Here is a 22,844-nt window from a genome sequence, read left to right on the forward strand (position 1 = left end):
ATGACCGCTTCTTGTTTTTTTACCGGCTACTCAGCTGCAAAGTCCGCCAATTCAAAGTGGTGCGTGCAATTTGGCGTCGATTATTCGACAGCTTGACTTTTAAGTTGGCTCAGATTTTGCTTGATTGGTCAAACTGGAGTTGACTATGTTTACAAATCAAACTGTTTTGGTGACTGGGGGTACAGGCTCATTTGGCAACACGTTCGTGCCCATGACCCTTGAAAAGTACAACCCCAAAAAAATCATTGTTTTTTCCAGAGATGAGATGAAGCAATGGGATATGGCTAAGAAGTTTGAGGGTGACTCGCGGGTTCGCTTCTTCATTGGCGATGTCCGCGACAAAGATCGACTCCACCGCGCCTTGGATGGCGTTGATTTTGTGGTTCATGCTGCGGCAACCAAAATTGTGCCCACTGCGGAGTACAACCCATTCGAGTGTGTCAAAACCAATGTGATGGGAGCCATGAATTTGATTGACGCTTGCATTGATAAAGGCGTCAAGAGGGTAGTTGCACTGTCCACCGACAAAGCCAGCAGCCCGATCAACTTGTACGGTGCCACCAAATTGGCTTCTGATAAGTTGTTTGTGGCGAGTAACGCCTATTCTGGTGATAAGAGTACGCGCTTCTCAGTCGTCCGATACGGCAATGTCATGGGCTCTAGAGGCTCGGTGATCCCATTTTTTATGTCTGTCAAGGACAAGGGGGTCCTGCCCATCACCGACGAGAGAATGACGCGTTTCATGATTTCGCTGGAGGAGGGCGTGGAATTGGTCTGGCATGCTTTTGAAGACATGGTGGGTGGTGAAATCTATGTCAAAAAAATTCCCTCCATGAAAGTGACCGATCTGGCGCGCGTGCTGGCACCAGAGGCTCGCCAGGAGGTGGTCGGCATTCGCCCAGGCGAAAAACTCCATGAGCAAATGATCAGCTCAGAAGACGCGCATTACACCTACGAATACCCCGAGCACTTCAAAATTTTGCCCACCATCAACGGATGGGCCAATTGCCCTAAGCGCATCAAAACCGGGGTCAAAGTGCCTGAGGGTTTTGTGTATGCCAGTGACAACAATGCAGAATGGCTTACCGACATGCAGTTGCAGGACTGGATCCGTATGAACAAAGACAAGATTGGGAGTATCTGAGCCATGATCCGGTATGGCCAGCAGGATATTACGCAAGAGGACATTGACGCCGTCGTCGCCGTCCTGAAATCCGTGAACCTGACGCAAGGTCCGGCCATCACGCAGTTTGAAGAACGCGTTTCCGGTCACACCGGTGCCAAACACGCTATCGCTGTCAGCAACGCCACGGCCGCTTTGCACATCGCTTGCCTGGCCCTCGACCTTGGCCCCGGTGATTGGCTCTGGACCACGCCCAATACATTTGTTGCATCTGCCAACTGCGCTTTGTATTGCGGCGCTCAAGTTGACTTTGTCGACATTGACCCGCGCACCTACAACCTGTGTCCCCAAAAGTTGGAAGCCAAGCTCATTGCGGCTCAAAAAGCCAGCAAGCTGCCCAAGGTGGTCGTGCCCGTTCATTTTGCTGGACAGCCCTGCGACATGGCCGCCATCCATGCCTTGGGCCAAAAGTTTGGCTTCAAGATCATCGAAGACGCATCACACGCCATTGGCGGCCAATACAAAGGTGAGCCCATTGGTAACGGCCGCTATAGCGACATCACCGTCTTCAGCTTCCATCCCGTCAAGATCATCACCACGGGTGAGGGCGGTATGGCCCTGACCAACAGCGACGAACTGGCTACTAAGCTAAGCCTGTTGCGCAGCCACGGCATCACCCGCGACCCAGCCCTGATGACCCAGCCGATGGAAGGACCCTGGTACTACCAGCAAGTGGCGCTGGGCTTCAACTACCGCATGACCGACATGCAAGCCGCATTAGGTGCCAGCCAAATGACACGGCTGGCCGGCTACGTTCAGCGCCGCCACCAGATGTCCCAGCGTTACAACGAACTCTTGTCAGATCTGCCACTCACCCTGCCTTGGCAACAACCAGACAGTTATAGCGCCTATCACTTGTATGTGATTCGCCTGCAACTCGACCGCATTGCGCTCAGCCATCGCCAAGTTTTTGAAGCTCTGCGCACCAAAGACATCATGGTCAACTTGCACTACATCCCAGTGCATACCCAGCCGTACTACCAAAACATGGGCTTCAAGCTCGGCGACTATCCGGAGGCTGAGCAGTATTACTGTGAAGCTATCAGTATCCCTATGCACGTCAACTTAAGCGATGCTGAGCAGCAATTTATCGTCAACAGCCTCCGAGAGGCTATGGGCGTATGAAACTGGCAATCATTCCTGCGCGTGGAGGCAGTAAACGCATACCCCGCAAGAACATCAGGCTCTTTGCTGGCAAACCCATGATCGCTCATGCCATCGCGGCGGCACGCGGTTCGGACTTGTTCGATCACGTCATCGTTTCGACGGACGATGAGGAAATAGCTCAGATTGCCCGCGAGTGGGGAGCTAAGACCCCGTTTGTCAGGCCTGTTGAACTGGCAGATGATCACACCCCGACTGTGCCAGTCGTCGCCCACGCCATCCAGGCTTGCGAAGAAATACTAGGCTCTCAAATTGATCATGTGTGTTGCATCTATGCCTGTGTGCCATTTTTAGAGATTGTTGATCTCAAGGAATCATGGGCTTTCTTGAATCGCTCGGATGCCGATTATTGCTTCCCAGTCGCCGAATTCCCTTCTGCCATACAGAGGGCTATGAAGCGGGATGAACATGGCCGAACCTTGCCTTTTTATCCCGAATATGAAGTTGTCCGAACTCAAGATCTCGAGAAGGCATATCACGATGCAGGTCAGTTTTATTGGGGCTCTAAACGGGCATGGCTGACCAATCCACGTGTTCACAGCAGCGCCATTGGTTACCAGATTCCGGGCTGGCGCGTGGTGGATATCGACACAGAGGATGACTGGAAGCGTGCTGAGCGCATCCACCTGGCATCTTCCAATTAATTTTAAATATTCCTTGGAGTAGATATGAACGAGCAGCAAAAATTCTGGGCCAATACCTATGCCGATGAATACATTAAAAAGAACAGCCAATTCGACCGGGAAAAGGGAGTCGCTGCTTGGAAACTGATGCTGGAGAAGGTGGCGCCTATTAACTCCATACTGGAGTGCGGTTGCAACATCGGCAGAAATATCGATTTTCTAAATGCGTTGCTGCCCAGCGCTAGCAAATCGATCATCGAAATCAGTCAGCCTGCATTCGAGTTTGTCACTAGCCGGCATGATTTTGCGCAAGCCTTCAATGGCGCAATCGAGGATGCGAATTTCCAAGAAGTAAGCTTCGATCTGGTATTCACGATTGGCGTATTGATCCATATCCATCCGGACAACCTGCTGAAAAATATGGAGAGAATGTATAAGCTGTCATCCGGGTACATTTTGATGGGCGAGTACTTCAATCGCACTCCGATCATGCTCGAGTACCAAGGACAAAAGGATAAACTTTTTAAGCGGGACTTCGGCAAGCTTTTCATCGAAAACTTCCCCGTTGAACTTGTGGATCATGGATTTCTATGGGGGCATCTTTACGACAACGCTGGCTTTGATGATGTCACGTGGTGGCTTTTCAAGAAGAAATAACCCGTAATTGAGCCGTGAAAACAGTCTTCCGTACTGATGCTTCGCATGACATTGGCACAGGGCACGTCATGCGCTGCCTGACGCTGGCCGATGCCCTGCGCGAATGCGGTGCGCAATGCACCTTCATTTGTCGCTCGCACGCTGGTCACTTACTGGATCTTATCCACCAACGCGGACACAGTGTCATAGCACTGCCTCCAGCTGACGTTTTACTCACCGCCCCCGCATACCCAACACACGCCAAATGGCTGGGCACCGACTGGGCAACCGATGCTTTGCAAACGCAGCAAGCTCTGGACGATCAAGTGGTTGACTGGCTGGTGGTGGATCATTACGCGCTCGACCGCCATTGGGAACAAGCCCTGCGTCCAAAGACTCGGCGCATCATGGTCATTGACGACTTGGCCGATCGCCCGCACGACTGCGACCTGCTGCTGGATCAAAACTTGGGTCGCCAAGCCCAAGACTACCTTGGAATGATTAGCTGTCATACGCAAACCCTGATTGGCCCGGCATATGCATTGCTCCGGGCTGAATTTGCGCAATGGCGCGAACACAGTCTGAAGCGTCGCGAAAGCCTGCAGCTGAAAAACCTGCTCATCACCATGGGCGGCGTTGACCAGACAAACGCCACGAGTCAAGTTCTGGACGCACTGACCCGCTCCAAATTGCCCAACGATCTGCGAATAACCGTGGTTATGGGACCAAACGCCCCCTGGATGGCCCAAGTGCAAGCCCGCGCAGCAGCCATGCCCCGGTCAACACAAGTGCTGGTGGGTGTGAGCAACATGGCGCAACTGATGGCTGAAAGTGATTTGTGCATAGGTGCGGCTGGTGGCAGTGCATGGGAAAGATGTGTTGTGGGCTTGCCCACATTCGTTTTGATCTTGGCCGCAAATCAACACAGTGGTGCGATGGCATTGCAGTCGCATGACGCCGCTTGGGTAGCGGCTGATGCGGAGCAACTCAGGACCCAAATATCTGCACTATTTGACAAAACCACGCAAACAGCAGCGCTCCAAAAAATGAGCCAAGCTTCAGCAAAACTGGCAGCGTGTAACGGCGTATCCCAAGTGGTTGAATTACTTTTAGAGCCCCATGTCTGACGCTTGCACCGTTCGCGCATTGACCGATGCCGACTTGCGCATGGTCCTGGATTGGCGCAACCATCCTGCTGTGCGCAGCTGCATGCTGACGCAGCATGAAATCAGCCTGGAAGAGCACCGCAACTGGTTTGTGCGTGTGAAGGAAGACAAGACCCGGCAACAGCTGATCGTGTTGGATGGCGCTCATACTCTTGGCTTTGTTCAATTCAAACAAGTTTGCCAAGGCGGCATTGCCGACTGGGGGTTTTATGTACGGCCAGATGCCCCCAAAGGCAGCGGCAAAAAACTTGGCCAAGCTGCTTTGGCATACGCCTTCAACGCCTTGGGGCTGCACAAGGTGTGCGGACAAGCCATTGAAACCAATGTGGCGTCCGTCGCGTTCCATCGAAAGTTGAGCTTTGCAGAAGAAGGCCGCCTGCGAGAACAACAATGCATTGCCAATCAGTACTACACCCTTATTTGCTTTGGTCTGCTGGCCAAAGACTGGCAAGAAAGCCAACTAAAACAGGATCAACCCAATGCCTCAAATTGAAATCGCAGGCCGGCCCATCGGTCCCGAGCATTCCCCTTATGTGATTGCTGAACTCTCGGCCAACCACAACGGCAAACTCGAAACCGCGCTACGTATCATTGAAGAAGCCAAAAAGGCCGGCGCAGACGCTGTCAAGCTTCAAACCTACAAGCCAGACACCATCACCCTCAACTGCGACAGCGAAGACTTCAAGATTCGCGGCGGACTTTGGGACGGTCGTTCGCTGTATGAGTTGTATGAAGAAGCACACATGCCTTGGGACTGGCACAAACTCCTGTTTGAACACGCGCGCAAATTTGGCATCACCATCTTCAGTTCGCCCTTTGACAACACCGCTATCGACCTGCTGGAAGACCTGAACGCCCCGGCTTACAAGATTGCATCGTTTGAAGCAGTGGACCTGCCGCTGATCAAATACGCCGCCAGCACGGGCAAGCCAATGATCATTTCGACCGGCATGGCCGATGCCGATGAGATTCAGGAAGCCATTGACGCTGCCCGCGAAGGTGGCTGCAAACATCTGGCCATCTTGCACTGCGTGAGCGGTTATCCCGCACCTGCGCAAGACTACAACTTGCGTACCATTCCCGACATGATCGAAAGGTTTGGCTTGGTTACGGGCTTATCTGACCACACCCTGGACAACACCACCGCCATTACCAGCGTGGCTATGGGTGCCAGCATCATTGAAAAGCACTTCACGCTGAACAGAAGCGGTGGTGGGCCAGACGACAGCTTCTCCTTGGAACCAGCAGATTTAGAAGCGCTGTGTCGCGGTGCAAAAACCGCTTGGTCAGCGTTGGGTCGGGTGGATTACGGTCGCAAATCAAGCGAAGAAGGCAACGTTAAATTTCGCCGCTCGCTTTACTTTGTGCAGGACACAAAGGCGGGTGAAAAAATTACACCGGAAAAAGTGAAGAGCATTCGCCCTGGGTTCGGCCTTGCGCCTAAAAATCTTGATCGGATTATCGGGGCGACACTCTCAGTTGACGTCGCCTGGGGGACTCCGGTGCGGCAGGATTGCTTGAAGTGATGTCTAAGCGAACCTCGTGTCAAAACTTCAAGCATTGCACGGCCGCTGCAGAAATATCGCTTGTGTATTCGATAACGATAGGCCTGCAGATGCCTCGCCATTCAAAAATGCCGGAGTTTTTCATGCTGTGGCGATTTAATTTGCATATTATTTAATGATGGATGGAGATTAAGGTGAGTACATTTTCGGAAAAGGAAATTCGGCCCGTGCAATTGATGGCCAATCAAAGAATTGCAGCATTGACAGATGTCGGCAGAATGCTATCCCGTTATGGTGAGTTTGTTCATGTGGACTGCCCCGCTTGTGGGGCTAATGCACACGCACCGAAATTCGAAAAAAATGGAATAAATTACGTGGAGTGTAAAGAGTGCAACACTTTTTACGTTAACCCACGCCCTCCTTTAGATGTGCTGGAGTGGTTTTATCGCGGTTCTCCTAATTATGCCTATTGGAATGAGGTGATTTTTCCTGCTTCTGAGTCTGTTAGGCGTGAGAGAATTTTTGTGCCTAGAGTTGATCGCTTGTTGGAGCTTTGTCGTAAGTACGAAATTCATACGGGCTCAATACTGGAAGTGGGGGCGGGTTTTGGGACGTTTTGCGGAGAAGTTAAAAAGCGCGACGTCTTCACCCGCGTGGTTGCTGTGGAGCCAACACCAGATCTGGCAAAAACATGCAGGGACAAGGGGCTTGAAGTTTTAGAAGTGCCTGTTGAATCGATTCAATTAGAGGCTGCAGAGTTATTCGATGTAGTGGCCAGTTTTGAAGTAATCGAACATTTGTTTGCACCGATTGATTTTGTTGGGCATATGACACGCTTGTTGAGGCCGGGAGGAATTATAATGTTAACCTGTCCAAACGGGCAGGGCTTCGATATTGAGACCTTGGGCACGACGAGTAATACCGTTGATCATGAACATTTAAATTATTTCAATCCGAAATCATTGGCTCAGTTGTTGACCAGTTGTGGGTTGGAAATACTTGAAAGTTTTACCCCAGGTAAGCTGGATGCCGATTTGGTTAGAAACAAGATTATCTCTGGTGAATTCGATGTGTCGAATCAACCTTTTTTGAAAAAAGTTTTGGTGGATGACTGGGAGCGACTCGGAGCGGCGTTCCAAGAGTTCTTGATACATCAAGGGCTGTCGTCTAACATGTGGATCGTTGCGCGAAAGCCGCAAGACTGATTTGGATAACGCATGAAGTATTGCAATCGTTGTCTTCAACCGGATACCCGACCCAACACCGTCTTTTCGACGGATGGGGTATGTCCTGCATGCAATTATTTTGAAGCGCTTCAGCATGTGGATTGGCATGAGCGTTTTGAGATTCTTCAAGATCTGCTGGCAAGTCATCCCAGGAAGAAAGGCCAATACCATGATTGCATCATTGGCGTAAGCGGAGGCAAGGATAGTACACGTCAAGCATTGTTTCTACGCGACAAACTGGGTATCAATCCGCTGCTAGTTTGTTTGAGTTACCCGCCGGAGCAGGTGACCGAGCGTGGTGTGAACAACCTTTCAAACTTGATAGAACTTGGTTTTGATGTCGTAGTCAGTGCGCCAGCGCCACAAACCTGGAAAAAATTAAAACGCGAAGGTTTTCGGGAGTTTACTAATTCCTTCCGTTCGACAGAAATGGCGCTTTTTGCTTCAGTGCCCCAGATCGCTATCAAGTATGGCATCAAGTTGATATTTTGGGGCGAAAATCCAGGTTTACAGTTGGGTGATATGAAAACACTTGGGCGGACTGGATATGATGGTAACAGTTTGCGCTATATGAATACGCTTTCGAGTGGCCTAGACTGGATGCTGGATTGCGGATTTTCTAAGGCTGATCTGGTTTCATATGTGTATCCAGAAACTAAAGAATTTGAGAAGCATGATCTTCAGATCGTCTACCTTGGATGGTTCCTTGGTGATTGGTCTTTGGTTAATAATGCAGCCTACTCCTGTGCAAATGGTCTTGAGATACGTGTTGATGGCGTTGAGAAGACCGGTGATCTTTATGGGGTTACGGCATTGGATGAAGATTTCACACCGGTCAACCAGTTGATAAAATACTACAAGTTCGGTTTCGGTCGAGTGACAGATTATGTCAACGAGGAAATTCGTTTAGGGCGTATCAGTCGTGAAGCCGCTATAAAAATCGTCGAAAGATTTGACGATGCTCAGGATCAAAAATACATCAAAGACTACTGTGATTATCTAGGAATATCTGTAGCGGACTTTTGGGAAAAAGTTAAAGCATCGGTTAACAAGACCTTGTTCACGGTGGAATCCGATGGATCGATTCACCCGAAATTCAAGGTCGGGGTGGGGCTGTGAAGCGGCTTACCATCGGTATCGTTGATTACGGCGTGGGTAATCTGGCTTCTGTTCGGCATGCGTTGCATACGATGGGCTATCGGTGTCGAATCGCTGGCAACAGCGAGACGCTGGCTCAGTCGGATTTACTGCTGCTTCCTGGTGTGGGTGCGTTCCCGGCGGCCATGCAGGCGCTGCACGCCAGTGATCTGGCTGACATTCTTTGTCAGCAGGCCCTGGGTGGCAAGCCCGTGGTTGGCATTTGTCTTGGAATGCAACTGCTCGCGGACAGTTCCAGTGAACTGGGGCTTACAGCAGGACTGGGTCTGATCCCGGGCAAAGTCATGGCACTGGAACAATCACGCTGGCACATAGGCTGGAACAGCATCGAGGTGGTCAAGGATGAGCCGCTGTTCATGAACAGCGATGGGCAGGCCATGTACTTCAATCATTCCTATGTTTTCGATGCGCCGGCCCAATATCAGATGGCAGTTGCAAGGATGGATGAGTTCAGCGAGCCATTCACGGTGGGGGTGCATCGCAACAATGTGGTGGGGCTTCAGTTTCATCCGGAAAAAAGTCAGTCGGCAGGGAGAGCCATGCTGGCTTCAGTGATTGAAGGGTTGTGCCGTGCTTAAGAAACGTCTTGTCGGTGTCATCACGGTGAAAAATGGCTGGGCGGTGCAGTCCTTTGGCTATCGCCGTCATCTGCCCCTGGGCAAGCCCGAAATCTTGGCGGAGAACCTCGATCGATGGGGCGCGGATGAAATCATTTTGCAATCCGTCGACCGCTCGGCTCAGCAAATGGGGCCGGACTTTAGCTTGCTCGACCGGGTAGCCAAAATGGGTCTGGGGACGCCGATCATTTTTTCCGGAGGCATACGCACCGTCGAGGAGGGTATTCGTGTCATTCAATCCGGCGCAGACCGTTTGTGCATCGATGCGTTGCTGCGCGATGCGCCCGAGGTCGCGAGGGGGCTATCGGACCGATTGGGTGCGCAGGCACTGATTGCGGCTTTGCCGTTGTCGATGGAATCGGGTCGGTTATGCTGGCTCGACTATCGCCGCAGCACACATGCCCCGCTTAATGAAAAGGTGGTGGCGCTTCTGCGTGAGAAAGTGGTGTCGGAAGCGCTCATCATTGACTGGAAAAACGAAGGGCACGATCGTGGATTTGACTTTGAGCTGCTGAAACAATTTCCGTTGCACGATTTGCCCCTGATCGCATTTGGCGGACTCAGTGAGGCTTCAGTTTTGCGCCGTGTGCTGGATGTCCGACAGGTGACCGCAGCCGCGATTGGAAATGCCCTGAATTATCGCGAAAACGCCATTGGCGCATTTAAACACCAGCTTGCAGATCTTCCTTTGCGGGCGCCATCTGTAGAGATCGAGTCAAACTGAATATGCAACTGATTCAAACCTGCAAACGATGCCTTTATCCTGCATCGCATCCACTTGGCCTTACGCTGGATGAGGAAGGGATTTGTTCGGGCTGCCGCATCCATGAAGAAAAGGATAGCCTTGATTGGGATGGGCGGTGGAAGAAGCTGGAGGATTTGGTTCGCCCTTATCGCAGCATTGGTGGACAGACTTACGACTGCATCGTTCCGGTTACTGGAGGAAACGACTCGTACTTCATTGTCCATTTGGTCAAGGAGAAATTGGGTCTCAATCCTTTGCTCGTTACTTACAACAAGTACTTCAATACTTCGCTGGGAATCTGGAATCTGGCGAATCTTCGCATCCGATTCAACTGCGATATTTTGGTACAAAACGTGAATCCTAACTCGGTGAAGAAAATCACACGCACGACCTTGCGTGAGTTTGGCAGCATCTATTGGCCTTGCCTTGCCGGCCAGACAGTATTTCCTGTCCAGACGGCAGTTCGCTATGGCGTGCCACTGATTATCTGGGGTGCGCATCAGGGGCTCGAGCAGGTCGGCATGTTTTCCCATGAACATGAAGTCGAGATGACCCGTCGCTACCGCAAGGACCATGACTTGATGGGCAAAGAGGCTGACGACCTTCTGTCCATCTTCGATACGTTGACCGAAGACGATGTCTGGCAATACAGATACCCGTCAGATCACGATCTGGACCGGGTGGGTGTGAGGGGCATCTATTTGGGTAACTATGTGCGCTGGGACCCCAAGGCTCAGCACGAGGAGATGATGCGCCAGCATGAATACCGCACGGCAAGTTTCGCACGGACATTCGACTGCTATGACCATGTGGACTGCTTCAACTTCATGGATGTGCATGACCGGCTAAAAAGTTACAAGCATGGTTTTTCTAAGGTGACAGACCATGCGACACGCGAAATTCGGCATGGCCGCCTGACGCGTGATGACGCACTGGCTTTGGTCCGGCGCTATGAGCATGCGCCGCTCCAGCATACGGACAAATTTTGCGACTGGTTGGGCGTCAATATTAGGGCGCTCAATTTCATGCTGGATCAGCATCGAAACCCCCGTTTCTGGAAACAGACAGATCCCGGCGTTTGGGCATTCTCGCCAATCGAGCAGGGGGAAGCCCCTTATGGCGACGAGCGCGTTTTTAGTGGTGGTGGCTTCATTGCAAACAGCCAGTTGGCCGATGCCGATCAGAATAAGTACATCACCGTTGGCAAAGGGTGGCCGTGATGACTTTAAAGACCGCGATAACGGGTTTGGCGGATCATCGTGGCTAATGACCCTGTCATAACATAGTCATATTACTATTGTTAAAATTTATATTTATAAACGGGGCTTTTTTTCAGGCATCTAACTCAGTTTTTACCGTAAAAACAAATTAAACATTAAATTTCTTTTATAAAATTGTTTATTGAAATAAAATTTTTAATAAGGGCCATTAAATCATAAATTATTTAAACGTTTTATAACATTTGGTATGATACTTATTAGCTCATCTCTTCCTGATGGCGAAAAAGCTTCAACACATGGTGACCATGGGTATTTTTCTTGTCCTAAAAAGTCCCAGCCTCTTGGTCCAAACATTATTGTTTTCTTGCCTAGAGCCATTGAGAGTGCCATTACAGCAGTCCCAGCTGTAACAACTACATCCAAACAACTTATGAGTGCTGCTAATTGTTCTTGATCATTTTTCAGATCAACATCGTTCCAACGTAAAATTTTGATATTTAATTTATTTTCTATTCTGGTTAGTTCATCTTCACAATCACCATACTGAAGATTTACAAATGTACAATCCTCTAATTTGACTACATCTGTTAAATCGTCAATTGAAAGATAGTTTAAATTTCTATTGGTGTTAAGTTTTCCACTGCGCCAGCATAATCCTACTAATTTTTTTCCACTGAATTGATTTAGCCTGCTCGCGAACTCGGTAACCAGAAGAGGGTTGGGTTTGATATATGGTTTAAGTTTCTCGAAATCTTTGATGCTGTTGCAAAATAAACCCATGAGTGAGCCGACTGGGATATGCACATCAAATTCTTTTGAATATGTGAGATCTATAGAATTTAAGTTGGTGGCCTTTATCTTTAAATTCGGAAATGATCGCTCAAACAAGCTTACCAACCTTGGCTCGCACTCAACTATGATACTCTTGCAGTGATTTTGAACTTCATTAAGAAGGCCAAAAAATATAATTTCATCACCCAACCCTTGCTCCCCCCATATCAGAAGACGCTTGTCACCCAGTGGTTCTCCGTGCCACTGGGGCTCCTGAAATTGTCGCTTTGGAGTACGACTCCCACGATCTGTTGGCAAAAATCCGAGGTCATACCTTCGCCAACCTTCTTTGAGGTCGCCAGTTGCCAGGTGAGAAAAGCTTGATCGGTAGATCACTTCTTTTGCAAAATTTGTGTCAGGTTCTAAATTTTTTATTAAATTGTTATACAAAGTCACTGCAGACTCATAATTGCCGCGTTGATGCGCCAATGTTGCTAAATTTGATAATGCATCAACATTATTTTTATCGAGTAACAATGCTGTTTCAAAAGCCTGTTCTCCCTCTTCCATTTTGTTGACACCCAACAAGGTGGCCCCCAAGTTGTTGTAGGCGTTGGGGTTGGTTGGTTCCAAAGAAAGGGCCTGGGTGGCATAAAACATCGCTTCAACATATTGTTGAGACTTCCCAGCGGCCGCTGACAAGCTCGTCCATGCATCAAAGTCATTGGGTTTCGACTTGACGTAACGGCTCAAAAATTGGGTGGCGATCTCAAAAGCACCTACTGCTGTGTAAGCGACGCCACAGTGTTTGAGGATGACCAAATCTTCGGGGTCTTGTTCGTGCAACTGGTGAAACAATCTGGCCGCTTCAAGCTGACGGCCCATATGAAAAAGAGCCACGGGTTTGCTGCGCTTGGCCAGCCGGTGCTCTGGTTGTTTTTTCAGAATTGAATCCAAAAGCATAAGAGCTTCATGGTATTTTTTTTTGTTGATCAGATCAGCGGCTTTTTGATACTTCACATCGAGTAATCGAGCGGCAGAACTGTTGTTAATTTTGTTTACTTTAAAATTCATTGATAAACCTCTTGGAATCCTCCTCATCTTAAGCAATTTTTACGCCAAAAAAAGCCCGACACCTTGTGGGTGTCGGGCTTTTGAGTCAACCAGAGAGACTTGAAGGTAAAGATGCCTCAAATCCCTCAGTTAGTGAATTACTGGAGCAAAGACAACACTGACTGTGGTTGCTGGTTGGCTTGGGCCAACATGGCTGTAGCAGCTTGCTGAATGATCTGTGATTTCGCCAAAGCAGTGGTCTCTGTGGCGTAGTCGGTATCTTGGATACGGCTACGCGCTGCTTCTGTGTTGGTGACCACATTGGACAAGTTGTCGACTGTACTGTTCAATCGGTTCTGCATAGCACCCAATTTACTGCGCATATCGCTCACAGTGCCCATGGCCTTGTCGATGGTTCCCAATGCAGCGGATGCAGAACTTGCGGTAGCAATGCTCAAACCCGACAAACTGCTGCCAGTTGAGACGCCAAGGTTCGCTCCGTTGACCATGTAGTCTGCGGCGCCCACATTGGATTCAAAGAAACCATGCGCACCAATTGTCGTAGCGTTATCACCCAATTCAATGCTGATTGGGCTGTTCGATACAGAGTCCAAACGAATCGAAGCAAAAGAAACCCCTGATACAAAGCTTGCCATTGCAGACGTTGCTGTACCGCCAATTGTGAGGGTTTGGACGTTTGAGCCTGTCAAGCGCACGCCGTTTGTGGTTCTTTCGGCTGTGATACCGGTGTTGGTTTTTTGAGCGTTAATTGCTGTGATGACATCAGCGACCGATGTATTTGCCGCTCCTGTAAATACAGTTGTCCCGTTGAAGGAAAGAATTGAACCTGTTCCAGCCGATGCAACTTGCGCGTCTGTCAGGGTGAGAGTTTGATCCAAGTATGCAGATGCAATCACACCCGTTTCGTTGGAGAAGTTATTGATCGCGTCCAATTTGCGTTGGAATGTATCGGTAACGATATCGGCATCATGAATGGCAATTCCGTTGATTTTGATATCGGTTGCACCCCATGCTGCGGCAATACCAGCACTTGTGAGTCCGGAGCCAGTCACCGTGTATGCGTCAGATGACTTGCTGAAATCGGAGGTCGTTGGGCGGAAACCCAGTGTTTCCAAGTCAGCAAGTGTGCCTTGCGCTCCTTTGTCAATGCGAACAGGACTGCCATCGTCAGATTCCAATTTCAAGAAACCTGCAAAAGACGTAAACCCGGTAGCAGTTGTGGCGGAAAAACCCGAAGCAGTTTCAAAAGAGCCTACTGTTGAAGCAGAAGTATCGACAACGCCGATCGTTGCACCGGTTGTATTGCTCAGAACCAACTTGCCGCCTTCTGAAACACTGGCTTGCACAGCGGCCCCAACTTCGTTGTTGATGTTGGACACCAACTCGTTCATGTTCGCTGAAGCAGAAATGCTGTAAGTGGTAGCCGCACTTGCGCCCAAGGCACGGACAGAAATTTTGAGCTGACCATCGGTGGTGACACCGGTACCGATTTGCTTTGCAACAGCGGTGTTGAAGCCGCTGGCGGTCACGTTGTCCACGTTGTTGTTGATGTTGTTGATCACATCTTCCAAATCGTCGGCAGCAACGATGGCGCCAATGGCTTGGTCGTTGATCATGATGTCGCCAGCATCGACTGCACCAAGGCTTGTGCGACCACTCACCATCGCATTTGCACCGCCGCCAGTGCTGCCCAAGCCCAGATCCTTGAGTTTCAAAGAGCCAATGTCAATCTTCAGCGTTTGGTTTGCCTTATCACCGATTTGCAATGTTTTGCCTGTGAACGAACCATCCAAGAGTTTTTGGCTGTTGAATTCGGTGGTGGTGGCGATGCGCTCGATTTCAGCCTTCAGTTGTTTGACTTCGTCGTTCAGTGCGTTGCGGTCCGATGCGTTGTTGGTGCCGTTGACCGATTGCACGGCCAATTCACGCATGCGCTGCAAGATGTCGGTGACTTCGTTCATGGCGCCTTCACCGGTTTGCATCAAAGAGATGCCGTCGTTGGCGTTGCGAATGGCCATGTTCAGGCCGCGTGTCTGAGCTTCCATGCGGGTCGAGATGGCCAAGCCAGCAGCGTCGTCTTTGGCGCTGTTGATGCGCTTGCCCGAAGACAAGCGCTCCATGGCCGTTGTCAATGCACGGCTGTTTTCTTGAATGGCTTTTTGCGCGGTCAATGCTTTGACGTTGGTATTGATAACTGACATGATGTTTCTCCTTTAAGGCAGATCACAAATGGACGGCAGGTTGTCACTGAAGTGGGCCTGCCTTAACGATGGACAACATGTTGTGACATGCTGTTGATTGATGAATCGGGTCGTTTGTCAAGAACTTGAGCCTCATGAACAAAAAATTAAGAAGTTATTTGATCCCGACCCCCGGCTCAGTAGGGCAGCTGAATAGGAGCGCACATCACACTTGTCGTGGTGATGTCTTTTCCAGGACGCGATACGGGACCATCGCCTAAGGTACCGCGTTACTCGAGATAAATGGATGGGGGCTTGATTGACTGATGCTATGAAGCCGCGCATGCGGCCCGCTCAAGGCTGAGCATTCAGATGAACTATTTTCATGACCAAGATATGCCTGAGCGACGCATCCGGTGCCCAGCGTATTGGTCGGTATGCTTGACTTTAGGGTGGTGGGTGTACAGAGTTAAAGAAGGTACACCCAGGAAGAACGGATCAAAGGAATTCGTTGAACAGCAAGCCTTTGCCTTCTTCGATGCTGTGAGCCATGCGAACGACTTCTTCATTTGGAATTTGACGTACAACTTCACCGGTGTGTATGTTCCGGACGGTGATGATGGGGCGATTGATCGTCTCGTCCATCTGGAAACTCAAACCACGGCCGTTGTCTTTAAGCTGTTGGTTCAGGTTTTCAATGGCTTGTTGAATGCTTTTGCGCATTTCTTCCGAGTTGTAACCTAAGTCCACCTTTTCAGGGGCTTTCAATTCAACCTTTGAAATGACCAAAGCGCTTTGATCAGGCTGCAAATCCAGTGTGGGCCTGATGGTGTCTATTGATGCGGCAGCCTTTTTGGCCGCACTGCTTGCCACGGGCGCATGACCGCTGATGGACTGGATATTCATGGTGGACTCCTTGACGGAACGGCCCGAAATGGGCTTATCGTTAAGGTGAGTCGGCGCAAAAGCGGCAAACTTTAGCCGCTTTGTTGAAAAAATGGCGGTTTTTTATTTTTTGTAAAAGTTAGCCAGGCCTTCGAATGTGCCTTTAAGACTTTCGCGCATGCTGATGCTGCTGCCCACAATGGATTCCATCGCGCTGAATTGGCGTGTGTAGCGTTCCAATAACTTTTTCATCTGATCCTCTAGACGCAAAAGTTCGGTCTTGAAGCGTTCGACCTGTTTGGTGGCATTGTTGGTTTGTTGTGCTATTGACCCTGTACTTCGCATCATCTTGTCAAGTTTGCTGACCGCATCACCAGCCACCCCACCAGGCGTTGTACTGAACACGCTTTTGTTGTTGGTGTTGGCGCTGAACATTTTGGTGACATCTTCAAAATTGTTCTGCAGATGTGTTGAAAGTTTGGCTTTGTCAAATTGCAAAACGCCGTAACGGTCAAAGCTCAAACCTATGTCTCTGGGTGCAGTAACCTTTGTTCCGGGTGTGCTGGAGGGGGTCGTCAGCATGGCGCGGACCTGCGTGCGGATGTTTTGCATCAAGGTGTCACCAGCAAGAGACCCCCCAAATTCATCGACCTCGCTGTCTCGATCCCCCAATATGACAAGGTTTTCTTCAAAGCTTTTATAGGCAGTCACCAAATTTTCAACTTTGGTGGTGATGCCACTGGTATCACGCGTTAAGTCAATACGGGCATTGACGCCAACTGTTGTCGTGGTGGCTATGTTGAAAGTGACCCCATTGACCACGTCGCTGACAGTGTTGCTGCTTCGTTCAATGGGCAGGCTGTTGACCGTCAACTTGGCGTTCTGAGCGGTTTGTAATTGATTCAGAACACCTGGTTTATTTAAATCAAGATTTAAATTCAAGGTGTTTCCACCATCGTCAACTGAATTCAGCGTGAAGGCGTTGTTTGCACCTTCTTGACCCGTCACCACGATTCTCCACGGCGTGGACCCACTGGTTTGTATGAGTTGGGCGGACAGACCTCGTTTGGCTGCATTGATGGCAGAAACCACGCCCTCAGGGGTGTCATCTTCGACATCAATGGGCGGTAATGAGGGCGTGCCATTGATTGCCAAAGCCAGGTTAAAGCCTTGCCCACCATTGAGTTTGGTGTTTATTTTTTCAAAACCATTGCTCGCGCTGCGCTGCGCTTGGGCTACTTGTGTGACTTCTATTTGATAACTTCCGACAGCCGCCGTGGGGCTGGTCACAATGCTCAAAGCGGAGGGTTGTGTGTTGGCTGTTTGCAAAGATGAGAAATCACTCAGATCGTTCAGACCTTCAAATGCGGTTTTGAGCTCTCCCAAAGAATATTTGATGACACCGTAGCCAGATATGCGCGCCTCGGATTTGCTGATTTTTTCTTCAATGATGGCTTTTCGAGGTTCTCGCGTGGCCTCCATCAAATCCTTCGCCAAGGTTTTGGTGTCGATTCCAGAGCCGGCGCCGAGTGTGTTGACAATGTTGCTGGTGGCCATGGTTGTGGTTCGGGAATGTGAAGATTCAGTTCAGGATTCGGTCAAAGTACTTATGACTTTATTGGTGTGTGGCTGGTCTATCAGCCGCGAATGTAATCAAAAAGAGTCAATCCGGAGATCTTGGCAAAACTGCCCATGGCGGCCTCAAGACCCATCATTTCTTTGTTCATGCGGGTCATGGCTTCGGCGTAGTCCAAGTCTTCGATGTCGGACAGGGTTGATTTGATTCGCAGCGCTGTTTCGTCCAACACGTCCAATTGAGACTGAACCACAATTTGGTCAGAGCCATTTTGAGCTTGTGCCAAGGTCAGGTTGATGTGCATTTGGCCGAGGTCGGTAATGCCTTGCTGGATCTTGTTGGTTTGGTGGTTTTCCATCCCGGCAATCATTTGGTCGATGGCGGTGAAAAAACCAACACCTTTGCCATCGTCGCGGACCACTCGGCTGAACACATCGGTGCCGGCTCGGGTGAATTGGACGCTGCGTTCGACGCCAGCCGGGATGCGAGTTTGGGTTTGGTCACCCTGGTAAACAACAGCACCATTGGCATCTTCTGCAAAAGCAGGTGTGTTGACGCGGGTGCCAGAAAAAAGGTAGTTCCCGCTGTCATCGCGCGTGTTGCCCAAGCTCAGCAGTTGGTCGCGCAAGGCCCGAATTTCCACTGCGATGCTCTTGCGGTCGTCTGGGTTCATCGTGTCGTTGGCGGCTTGAATACCCAATTCCTTCATCCTGATCAGGATGTCGTTGGATGCGGACAAGGCGGTTTCTTCGGCGGTGTATCGGCGCATGGCGACATCGAGCGTGCTCATGTGGCTCTCTTGCCGCTGTACTTCGCTTTTGAGCCGTTGAATGGCCGCGGCCTGGTCGGGCGCAGCACTGGGCGACAAAATTTGTTTACCTACGGCCATTTGGGCTTGGGTGGTAGCCAGTTTGTTCTGGATGGTGCTCATGCGCTCGGTGGCGCGGTCAAACAAGAACGAGGTGGAAATTTTCATGAGACCTTCCCTCAGCGAATTTGCAGAATGCTGTCAAACAGTGCCATGGCCGTTTGCATGACTTTGGCGTTGGCTTGGTAGGCCTGTTGAAAGCGAACCAGGGCAGAAGCTTCCTCATCCAAGCTGACGCCACTGATGGTGTCACGGGCTTCTTGGGCCTGCTTGTAAACGACTTCGAGCGCTTGCTCGGAAATGGCGGCTTGTCGAGCCACATTGCCCACCTGGTTGACGCGTTCGATGTAGGCCTCGGTGATGGTCAAGCCACCGGGCATGAGGCGTTCACTTTCCAAGGCCACCAGCGCCAGCATGGTTTCGTTGTTGCCGATGCCATCGCGGTTGTTATCAATGGTGAACTCGTCCCCTTTCTTGGGGGCAGTTGAAAACTCCAATTTCAGGCCTCGGTAGCTCAAGCCGGGCGGGGCCGACAGGGGGTCGAGCACCAAGGTTCTTTCTGCCAAGACCGACTGGGTGCGGGTGTCGATGATTTGGTATTGGGTGTCGCTGCTGAAGCTGATCTTGAGCGGTGAGGCCCGCAGGGCTTGCTTCATATCGCCCGCAATGTCGGTGAACTGAGCCATGACGCTGGCAGTGCTGCTGGTCGCGTTGGTGGGGATGGCGGTGTCTGTGACAAAGACCAACAGGTCGTCTGGCGTTGTGCCTTCGATGCTGAGCGTGGTGTCAAAACCCAGTCGCTTCAAGTCTGCGGGGGTGCCGTTGGGGCCCAGTCCCAAACGGATGTCTTGTGTGGTGTTGCTGGTCGGGCGGCTGAGTACCAGTTTGCCATCTTGGATGGATGCGCTGATGCGACTGGCCACCGGGTCATTCGCGGTGGCGGTGTTCAGCCAGTTGACGACCGAGGCCAAAGTCAATGGTCCGCTCAGTGCCGGTAAGTTTTGACCATTCAACTGAAAGGTGTTGGCTGCAATGGGGTCATCGGCGCCCACAAAGGTCTTGCCCGTCAGCTTGGCGGACACTGCCAGCGGCGCCTGAGCTTCGCCTGTGGTGGCATTGAACTGCTGAATCAAGCTGACGCTGGCTTTGGCACCCATGAAGATGTCCATGTCCAAATAGCTGTCAGGCGCTGTGCGGTTGAGGGTTTGGGTGCTGTAGGTGGCCCCGACCTCCATGCCATTGCTGGTTTTGAGCATCAGACCCTGTTGCGTGTCGTTGAGAGCGCTGCCAACCAGGTGGCGGCCATCCCGAGTCAGCACCTGCAGGGTTTGGCCCGATCCGGGTGTTTGCAGAGTCAGTGCCAGATTTTGTGTGCCGATCGGGATCAGGCCCAGACTCGTGAAGCCTTGGCTGGCTTCAATGCTGACGCTGGGCAGGGTGGCAATTTGGGGTGCTTTGGCCAACGCGAGGTCACCGCGCAATTGAGTGGGGCCCTGAAACTGCGGCGGCGTATAGACCACTCGGGCTTGTGCCGTGCCGCTGTTGAGCGGGTTGTCAATGACCCTGAACTGTCCCGCAGCAGCCACCCGGTTGGCGTCTTGAACCACAAGGTTCATGCCCGAGGCTTTGCCTGATTTTTCTGTGGCAAAGCCAAACAGGTCACCGCCCAATTGGCCTTCGGCGTCAACCCCATCGCGGTGGACCCGATTGACTTCGCGCACCAGGGCGGAGGCCAAGTTGTCCAGAGAGTCGCTGGCTGGGTTGAGCACCTGGTCACGAAAGCTCATCACCCCGCCAATTTTGCCGCTGGCAATGCCGGGCATGGGCTCAGGAACACCATAGGCGTCGATCAAGAACTCGAGCTTGCCCGTGTCGATTTGGGAGCTGTTGACGGAGAGGGCGCGTGAGGTGTTGTTTTGGACCAAGATGCCTTGGTCCAAGGTGTCGCCCACACTGACGATGACAGCGCCATTGACTTCAAACTTGGTTTTGACCGCGATCAAAGTCGACAACTCCCGCAGCAACAAATCGCGTTGGTCCAGCAACTCTGAGGGCTGGCTGGCCTCAGAGCTGTGTTTTGTCAGTTGTTTGTTCATCTGGGCCAGTTGAGAGGTCAAGGCGTTGATCTGCCCGACGTCGGTGTCGACCGATTGGCGTGTCTCATTTTCGAGCAATTCAAATTGACCAGCCAATTGACGGAAGCGCGCAGCCAAGCCGTCGGCATCGCGCACAAAAATGCTGCGCGAGACCAGGGCGGCTGGGTCGCTGGCCAAATCCCTTGCGGATTCGAAAAAGCGGTTCATGGCCGTGGTCAGGCCAATGCTCTCGTCGCCCATCACGTCGATCAGGCGGTTGACATAGGACAGCAGTGGTTTTTGGCTTTGCAAGTCGCTGTTGCTGTTGCGAAGATTGGACTCGACAAATGCGTCGTATTGGCGCTGCACCGCATCGAACCTGGCACCTGTGCCCAGATAGCTGTTGCCGATTTCACGTGGCTGGTTGGCAGTGAGCGAGACGTCTTGACGGGTGTAACCGTCGGTGTTGACGTTGGCGATGTTGTTGGACACCGTGGCCAAGGCCCGCTGGTAGGCCGTGACACCCGAGCTGCCAATGCTGAGCATGTCACTCATGGCCGGCCTTTGAGCTTGTAGCCGCTTTGACGTTCAAGCTGATAGGCCTCAATGGCCGCGGGCTTGAGCGACATGGGGTCACGGGTCGGGTTGAGTGGCAGGTGCGGGGCCACAGCTGGCTGGCGCATCTGCAAAGCGTCTTGTGTGCTGAGCGCTTGGGCCTGGTGCATTTGGCGCTCGAGCATGTCGGCCATGCCCATGCCACCGCGTTTGGCCATGCTCAGGGACACTTCCTTGTCCATCAGGTCTTGGTACATGTCCATGTTGCCGCCATCGACCAAATCGCTTTTTTCGATGGATTCGCGCATGGTTTTCATCATCTGCTGGATGAAATAGGCCTCGAACTGTTCGGCTGTTTTGCGGATGGCTTTGCTGGGGTCGCGTGCGGCATCACCCTTCAACTGTGCCAAGGCACTGAAGTCCAGATACGTGCTGGACGTGGTGGAGGTGATGTCGTTCATGGTCGTGACAAAAAGTGATCAGATGATGATCAATTCGGCCCGCAAACTGCCGGTGCTTTTGAGGGCTTCAAGGATCGCGATCAGGGCAGATGGGGTGGCGCCCACTTGGTTGACGGCGTCGACCACCTGGCGCAAATCCACACCGGGCTGGAACAAGAACATCGGGTTCTTGGGTTCGGTCACCGTGATGTTGGCGTTTTGAACGGCCGCCGTTTGGCCCTGGCTGAGGGGGTTGGGCTGAGAGACCTCGTTGGTGGCGGCAATGGCCACTGAAATGGTGCCGTGGGCTACCGCAGAGGCGGTGACCCGCACGTTGCGGCTGATCACCACAGTGCCAGTGCGTGAGTTGACGACCACTCGAGCGGGTGGTTCACCAGGTACGACATCTAAATTTTCGACCATGCTCATGAAGGCCACGCGTTGCGACACATTGGTCGGCGCCCGAATAGCCAGTGACATGCCGTCGATGGCCCGTGCAGTGGCATCGCCAAAGTTTTTGTTGATGGCGTTGACGATGGCCGTGGTGGTGGTGAAGTCCGACTCTCGCACATTCATCACCACGTACTCAGAGGTCTCAAAGGGGTTTTCTACGATGCGCTCGACGGTACCGCCGTTAGGGATGCGGCCTGAAGTGGGTACGCCGATGCTGACTTTAGAACCCGCAGCACTGCTGTCGATGTCGGTGGTGTTCAGCGCACCCTGGGCCATGCCATAGACTTCGCCGTCCACGCCTCTCAGGCTGGTCATCAGCAAGTTGCCACCACGCAGGCTGGTGGCACGGCCGATTGCCGACACGTTGATGTCGATTTTTTGGCCGGGCTTGGCAAAGCCAGGCAACTCAGCGGTGATCATGACCGCTGCGGCGTTGCGGATGTCCAGACGGCCACTGGTGCCGCCTTGCTCAAAGTCAGACAAGGGGCCGTCGATGTTGACACCCAATCGGCTGAGCATGGATTTCATGCTTTGGGTGGTGAAGGACACGGTAGCGCCGTCGCCGGTGCCTTGCAAGCCCACCACCAGACCGTATCCGATCAATTGGTTGCTGCGGCCAGCGGCCACAGAAGCCAAGTCTTTGACGCGGTCAGCCCAAGCGGAGCCACACAGTCCGAGCAGCAGCAAGAATGAAAAAATTCGGGATGTCATGTTGTGCTTTGAA

At 51.6% G+C, this 22,844-nt stretch carries 20 protein-coding genes; 12 read left to right on the plus strand and 8 right to left on the minus strand.

The genetic code is table 11. The annotated features are described in order from the left end of the window. Positions 1–145: 145 nt before the first annotated feature. The 12 genes from pseB to Q1M54_RS05020 all read left to right on the plus strand — a co-directional run bounded on the left by pseB (position 146) and on the right by Q1M54_RS05020 (position 11,243). On the plus strand, positions 146–1,144 hold the full coding sequence (pseB, locus tag Q1M54_RS04965; RefSeq protein WP_300554689.1) for a UDP-N-acetylglucosamine 4,6-dehydratase (inverting): 999 nt from the start codon (positions 146–148) through the stop codon (positions 1,142–1,144). A 3-nt stretch (positions 1,145–1,147) separates the two neighbouring features. Continuing rightward, positions 1,148–2,308: a UDP-4-amino-4,6-dideoxy-N-acetyl-beta-L-altrosamine transaminase gene (gene pseC / locus Q1M54_RS04970; RefSeq protein WP_300554692.1), complete on the plus strand. Its 1,161-nt coding sequence runs from the start codon at positions 1,148–1,150 to the stop codon at positions 2,306–2,308. Further along, a complete protein-coding gene (gene pseF / locus Q1M54_RS04975) occupies positions 2,305–2,991 on the plus strand; it encodes a pseudaminic acid cytidylyltransferase (RefSeq protein WP_300554695.1) in 687 nt (228 codons plus the stop codon). Before pseC ends, pseF begins: the two co-directional genes overlap by 4 nt. Positions 2,992–3,015: 24 nt before the next feature. Further along, positions 3,016–3,627, plus strand: a complete 612-nt coding sequence (locus tag Q1M54_RS04980) for a pseudaminic acid biosynthesis-associated methylase (protein ID WP_300554698.1) — start codon at positions 3,016–3,018, stop codon at positions 3,625–3,627. A 14-nt stretch (positions 3,628–3,641) separates the two neighbouring features. Next, positions 3,642–4,733: a UDP-2,4-diacetamido-2,4,6-trideoxy-beta-L-altropyranose hydrolase gene (pseG, locus tag Q1M54_RS04985; protein ID WP_300554701.1), complete on the plus strand. Its 1,092-nt coding sequence runs from the start codon at positions 3,642–3,644 to the stop codon at positions 4,731–4,733. Continuing rightward, complete coding sequence (pseH, locus tag Q1M54_RS04990; RefSeq protein WP_300554704.1) at positions 4,726–5,265, plus strand: UDP-4-amino-4,6-dideoxy-N-acetyl-beta-L-altrosamine N-acetyltransferase; 540 nt, start codon at positions 4,726–4,728, stop codon at positions 5,263–5,265. The genes pseG and pseH overlap by 8 nt, the downstream gene beginning before the upstream one ends. Next, on the plus strand, positions 5,252–6,298 hold the full coding sequence (gene pseI, locus Q1M54_RS04995; RefSeq protein WP_300554707.1) for a pseudaminic acid synthase: 1,047 nt from the start codon (positions 5,252–5,254) through the stop codon (positions 6,296–6,298). The genes pseH and pseI overlap by 14 nt, the downstream gene beginning before the upstream one ends. 173 nt (positions 6,299–6,471) lie before the next feature. Then, entirely contained in the window at positions 6,472–7,482 is a 1,011-nt protein-coding gene (locus tag Q1M54_RS05000; protein WP_300554710.1) for a class I SAM-dependent methyltransferase, read from the plus strand. Between the two features lie 12 nt (positions 7,483–7,494). Next, positions 7,495–8,622, plus strand: a complete 1,128-nt coding sequence (locus tag Q1M54_RS05005) for an N-acetyl sugar amidotransferase (protein WP_300554713.1) — start codon at positions 7,495–7,497, stop codon at positions 8,620–8,622. Continuing rightward, complete coding sequence (gene hisH / locus Q1M54_RS05010) at positions 8,619–9,239, plus strand: imidazole glycerol phosphate synthase subunit HisH (protein ID WP_300554715.1); 621 nt, start codon at positions 8,619–8,621, stop codon at positions 9,237–9,239. The genes Q1M54_RS05005 and hisH overlap by 4 nt, the downstream gene beginning before the upstream one ends. After that, positions 9,232–10,002: a HisA/HisF-related TIM barrel protein gene (locus tag Q1M54_RS05015; protein WP_300554717.1), complete on the plus strand. Its 771-nt coding sequence runs from the start codon at positions 9,232–9,234 to the stop codon at positions 10,000–10,002. Before hisH ends, Q1M54_RS05015 begins: the two co-directional genes overlap by 8 nt. Positions 10,003–10,004: 2 nt before the next feature. Then, positions 10,005–11,243, plus strand: a complete 1,239-nt coding sequence (locus Q1M54_RS05020) for an N-acetyl sugar amidotransferase (RefSeq protein WP_300554719.1) — start codon at positions 10,005–10,007, stop codon at positions 11,241–11,243. A 213-nt stretch (positions 11,244–11,456) separates the two neighbouring features. On the opposite strand, the gene Q1M54_RS05025 is transcribed toward Q1M54_RS05020, so the two are convergent. The 8 genes from Q1M54_RS05025 to Q1M54_RS05060 form a co-directional block, all read right to left on the minus strand. Beyond that, the gene (locus Q1M54_RS05025; RefSeq protein WP_300554722.1) at positions 11,457–13,088 is read right to left on the minus strand and encodes a tetratricopeptide repeat protein; all 1,632 of its coding nucleotides are present in this window, start codon (positions 13,086–13,088) and stop codon (positions 11,457–11,459) included. 137 nt (positions 13,089–13,225) lie between these two features. Further along, positions 13,226–15,289, minus strand: coding sequence for a flagellin (locus Q1M54_RS05030; protein ID WP_300554724.1), 2,064 nt, complete (start codon positions 15,287–15,289; stop codon positions 13,226–13,228). A 477-nt stretch (positions 15,290–15,766) separates the two neighbouring features. Continuing rightward, complete coding sequence (locus tag Q1M54_RS05035; protein ID WP_300554727.1) at positions 15,767–16,174, minus strand: flagellar protein FlaG; 408 nt, start codon at positions 16,172–16,174, stop codon at positions 15,767–15,769. A 102-nt stretch (positions 16,175–16,276) separates the two neighbouring features. Next, complete coding sequence (gene fliD / locus Q1M54_RS05040; protein WP_300554730.1) at positions 16,277–17,710, minus strand: flagellar filament capping protein FliD; 1,434 nt, start codon at positions 17,708–17,710, stop codon at positions 16,277–16,279. A gap of 80 nt (positions 17,711–17,790) precedes the next feature. Continuing rightward, positions 17,791–18,705 (minus strand): flagellar hook-associated protein FlgL, encoded by a 915-nt coding sequence (gene flgL, locus Q1M54_RS05045; RefSeq protein ID WP_300554733.1) that lies wholly within the window; start codon positions 18,703–18,705, stop codon positions 17,791–17,793. A gap of 11 nt (positions 18,706–18,716) precedes the next feature. Continuing rightward, positions 18,717–21,227 carry a flagellar hook-associated protein FlgK gene (flgK, locus tag Q1M54_RS05050; RefSeq protein ID WP_300554736.1) on the minus strand — a complete coding sequence of 837 codons (2,511 nt, stop codon included), beginning with the start codon at positions 21,225–21,227 and terminating at the stop codon, positions 18,717–18,719. Then, positions 21,224–21,688, minus strand: a complete 465-nt coding sequence (locus Q1M54_RS05055) for a rod-binding protein (RefSeq protein WP_300554739.1) — start codon at positions 21,686–21,688, stop codon at positions 21,224–21,226. The genes flgK and Q1M54_RS05055 overlap by 4 nt, the downstream gene beginning before the upstream one ends. A gap of 18 nt (positions 21,689–21,706) precedes the next feature. Next, a complete protein-coding gene (locus Q1M54_RS05060) occupies positions 21,707–22,831 on the minus strand; it encodes a flagellar basal body P-ring protein FlgI (RefSeq protein WP_300554742.1) in 1,125 nt (374 codons plus the stop codon). Positions 22,832–22,844: the final 13 nt, after the last annotated feature.

It is taken from the genome of Limnohabitans sp. Rim8, from assembly GCF_943326455.1.
Taxonomy (GTDB): domain Bacteria; phylum Pseudomonadota; class Gammaproteobacteria; order Burkholderiales; family Burkholderiaceae_C; genus Limnohabitans_A.

Coding starts and splice junctions, on each gene's coding strand:
- pseB (WP_300554689.1), top strand. CDS start 146: ATGTTTACAAATCAAACTGTTTTGGTGACTGGGGGTACAGGCTCATTT.
- pseC (WP_300554692.1), top strand. CDS start 1,148: ATGATCCGGTATGGCCAGCAGGATATTACGCAAGAGGACATTGACGCC.
- pseF (WP_300554695.1), top strand. CDS start 2,305: ATGAAACTGGCAATCATTCCTGCGCGTGGAGGCAGTAAACGCATACCC.
- Q1M54_RS04980 (WP_300554698.1), top strand. CDS start 3,016: ATGAACGAGCAGCAAAAATTCTGGGCCAATACCTATGCCGATGAATAC.
- pseH (WP_300554704.1), top strand. CDS start 4,726: ATGTCTGACGCTTGCACCGTTCGCGCATTGACCGATGCCGACTTGCGC.
- pseI (WP_300554707.1), top strand. CDS start 5,252: ATGCCTCAAATTGAAATCGCAGGCCGGCCCATCGGTCCCGAGCATTCC.
- Q1M54_RS05005 (WP_300554713.1), top strand. CDS start 7,495: ATGAAGTATTGCAATCGTTGTCTTCAACCGGATACCCGACCCAACACC.
- Q1M54_RS05020 (WP_300554719.1), top strand. CDS start 10,005: ATGCAACTGATTCAAACCTGCAAACGATGCCTTTATCCTGCATCGCAT.
- Q1M54_RS05025 (WP_300554722.1), bottom strand. CDS start 13,088: ATGAATTTTAAAGTAAACAAAATTAACAACAGTTCTGCCGCTCGATTA.
- Q1M54_RS05030 (WP_300554724.1), bottom strand. CDS start 15,289: ATGTCAGTTATCAATACCAACGTCAAAGCATTGACCGCGCAAAAAGCC.
- Q1M54_RS05035 (WP_300554727.1), bottom strand. CDS start 16,174: ATGAATATCCAGTCCATCAGCGGTCATGCGCCCGTGGCAAGCAGTGCG.
- fliD (WP_300554730.1), bottom strand. CDS start 17,710: ATGGCCACCAGCAACATTGTCAACACACTCGGCGCCGGCTCTGGAATC.
- flgL (WP_300554733.1), bottom strand. CDS start 18,705: ATGAAAATTTCCACCTCGTTCTTGTTTGACCGCGCCACCGAGCGCATG.
- flgK (WP_300554736.1), bottom strand. CDS start 21,227: ATGAGTGACATGCTCAGCATTGGCAGCTCGGGTGTCACGGCCTACCAG.
- Q1M54_RS05055 (WP_300554739.1), bottom strand. CDS start 21,688: ATGAACGACATCACCTCCACCACGTCCAGCACGTATCTGGACTTCAGT.
- Q1M54_RS05060 (WP_300554742.1), bottom strand. CDS start 22,831: ATGACATCCCGAATTTTTTCATTCTTGCTGCTGCTCGGACTGTGTGGC.